The 3187-nt window shown below is 51.7% G+C and carries 1 rRNA gene; it reads right to left on the bottom strand.

Features of this window, described 5'->3' with window-relative positions:
* Positions 1 to 3 precede the first annotated feature (3 nt).
* A 23S ribosomal RNA gene (locus E0L15_RS11970) occupies positions 4 to 2843 on the bottom strand.
* Between the last annotated feature and the right edge of the window lie 344 nt (positions 2844 to 3187).

Genomic DNA, 3187 nt, shown 5'->3' with positions numbered 1-3187 from the left:
TTGTAGGTCAAGCCCTCGGCTAATTAGTATCGGTCAGCTACACGCCTCACAGCGCTTCCACCTCCGACCTATCAACGACATAGTCTACGTCGAGCCTTACTCCATAAAGGATGAGAGATCTAATCTTAGAGGGAGTTTCACGCTTAGATGCCTTCAGCGTTTATCTCGTCCATACGTAGCTACCCAGCTGTGCCCTTGGCAGGACAACTGGTGCACCAGAGGTATGTCCATCCCGGTCCTCTCGTACTAAGGACAGCTCTCTTCAAATCTCTTACGCCCGCAACAGATAGGGACCGAACTGTCTCACGACGTTCTGAACCCAGCTCGCGTGCCACTTTAATCGGCGAACAGCCGAACCCTTGGGACCGAATACAGCCCCAGGATGTGACGAGCCGACATCGAGGTGCCAAACCTCCCCGTCGCTGTGGACGCTTGGGGGAGATCAGCCTGTTATCCCCAGGGTAGCTTTTATCCGTTGAGCGACGGCACTTCCACTTGCATACCGCCGGATCACTAACTCCAACTTTCGTTACTGCTCGACCCGTCGGTCTCGCAGTTAGGCTCGTTTATGCGTTTACACTCAATGCACGATTTCCGTCCGTGCTGAACGAACCTTTGAGCGCCTCCGTTACCTTTTAGGAGGCGACCGCCCCAGTCAAACTGCCCACCTAACAGTGTCCCCCGACCGGATTCACGGCCGCAGGTTAGAAGCCCAGCAATCCAAGGGTGGTATCCCAAGGGTGACTCCACATGAGCTGACGCCCATGCTTCCTAGTCTCCCACCTATCCTGTACATGAATTACCGAACTCCAGTATTAAGCTACAGTAAAGCTCCATGGGGTCTTTCCGTCTAGTTGCGGGTAACTGGCTTCTTCACCAGTACAACAATTTCGCCGGGTGGGCTGTTGAGACAGCGCCCAAATCGTTACGCCATTCGTGCGGGTCAGAACTTACCTGACAAGGAATTTCGCTACCTTAGGACCGTTATAGTTACGGCCGCCGTTTACTGGGGCTTCAATTCAGACCTTCGCTTGCGCTAAGCCCTCCTCTTAACCTTCCAGCACCGGGCAGGCGTCAGCCCATATACGTCATCTTTCGATTTAGCATAGACCTGTGTTTTTGGTAAACAGTCGCTTGGGCCTATTCTCTGCGGCTCCCCTTAGGGAGCTCCCCTTATCCCGAAGTTACGGGGTCATTTTGCCGAGTTCCTTAACAACCCTTCTCCCGTTGGCCTTAGGATTCTCTCCTCATCTACCTGTGTCGGTTTGCGGTACGGGCACCTTAGTATACCTCACACCTTTTCTCGCCTCTGGACATCGCCGGCTTCCCTACTATAGTTCGGTCCCTTACGCCCGGGTCAACCAACGCCCGGGTCCGGCTATTCCAAAGTGTCAGTGTGCTTAAAGTTCGGTGGCTACGGAATTTCAACCGTATGTGCATCGACTACGCCTTTCGGCCTCGCCTTAGCTCCCGGCTTACCTTGGGCGGACGAACCTTCCCCAAGAAACCTTAGATTTTCGGCCATCATGATTCCCACATGATTCTCGCTACTCATTCCGGCATTCTCACTCGAATACAGTCCACCGCTCCTTCCGATGCGACTTCACCCCATATTCGACGCTCCCCTACCCCTGTCTTACGACAAGCCCAAGCTTCGGTTATACGCTTAGCCCCGTTACATTTTCCGCGCAGAGTCACTCGACCAGTGAGCTATTACGCACTCTTTTAATGAGTGGCTGCTTCTAAGCCAACATCCTGGTTGTTTTCGCAACTCCACATCGTTTTCCACTTAGCGTATATTTGGGACCTTAGCTGTGGGTCTGGGCTGTTTCCCTTTTGACTATGAGACTTATCTCACACAGTCTGACTGCTGTTCATCAATTAGCTGGCATTCGAAGTTTGATAGGGTTCAGTAAGCTTATCGCCCCCTAGCCCATTCAGTGCTCTACCTCCAGTAATCTAAAACAACGCTAGCCCTAAAGCTATTTCGGGGAGAACCAGCTATCTCCGGGTTCGATTGGAATTTCACCGCTATCCACAAGTCATCGCCGATCATTGCAACGAGCGTGCGTTCGGTCCTCCATGGAGTTTTACCTCCACTTCAACCTGCTCATGGATAGGTCACCCGGTTTCGGGTCTATTGCCACTGACTTCATACGCCCTATTCAGACTCGCTCTCGCTGCGGCTCCGGTACTGAATACCTTAACCTTGCCAGTAACAATAACTCGCCGGACCATTCTACAAAAGGTACCTCATCACCCTTTAACGGGCTTTGAGTGCTTGTAAGCACAAGGTTTCAGGTTCTATTTCACTCCCCTCTCGGGGTCCTTTTCACCTTTCCCTCACGGTACTGCTCCACTATCGGTCATCAGGTAGTATTTAGGGTTGGAGGGTGGTCCCCCCAGCTTCCCACGGGGTTTCACGTGTCCCGCGGTACTCTGGATCCAGTCTCACAGCCTTCTCTTTCGGATACGGGGCTGTCACCCGCTATGGCCGGCCTTCCCATGCCGTTCTCCTAGATAACCTCTGTTAAATGACTGTCCACAACCCCGGTGGATAAATCCACCGGTTTGCCCTCTTCCGCGTTCGCTCGCCACTACTAGCGGAATCTCGGTTGATTTCTCTTCCTCGCCCTACTTAGATGTTTCAGTTCAGGCGGTTCCCTTCCTACGCCTATTTGATTCAACGCAGGATGACAGTGTATTGCACTGCCGGGTTTCCCCATTCGGAAATCTCCGGATCAAAGGCTGTTTGCGCCTCCCCGAAGCTTATCGCAGCTTGCCACGTCCTTCATCGGCTCCTGATGCCAAGGCATTCCCCTTGCGCTCTTATTAGCTTGACCTCGTCGCCGCAAACTTCATATCTTTCGCTTCCGCGCAAGCACGAAAGCTCAATCATTCCGTTGCGGCTCCTCTCCGTTCAAAACCCGCTTCGCTGGGCTTTTGAACGGTTTGGTCCTAGAAAACACTTAGTTCTCTTATAGAATCATGCAGGCTTCAGAGTTATTTTTTGGCTAATTGTTATTACCCATTGACAGAAATGACTTTTGCCATTCTGATTAAAAATCTACTCTGTTGCTTGCTCTTCCATCTGGAATTATCACATTGTTCAGTTTTCAAGGTGCGGAATTCTGGTCTCGATTGAAACCAGATATCAACACTCAATCTCTTGAATGTTGATATCCAT

The organism is Pseudoflavonifractor sp. SW1122, from assembly GCF_012027765.1.
In the GTDB taxonomy this organism is placed as follows: domain Bacteria; phylum Bacillota; class Clostridia; order Oscillospirales; family Oscillospiraceae; genus Enterenecus; species Enterenecus faecium.
The sequence above is the reverse complement of the archived record's forward strand: the minus strand, read 5'-3'. Positions and strand labels throughout refer to the sequence as shown.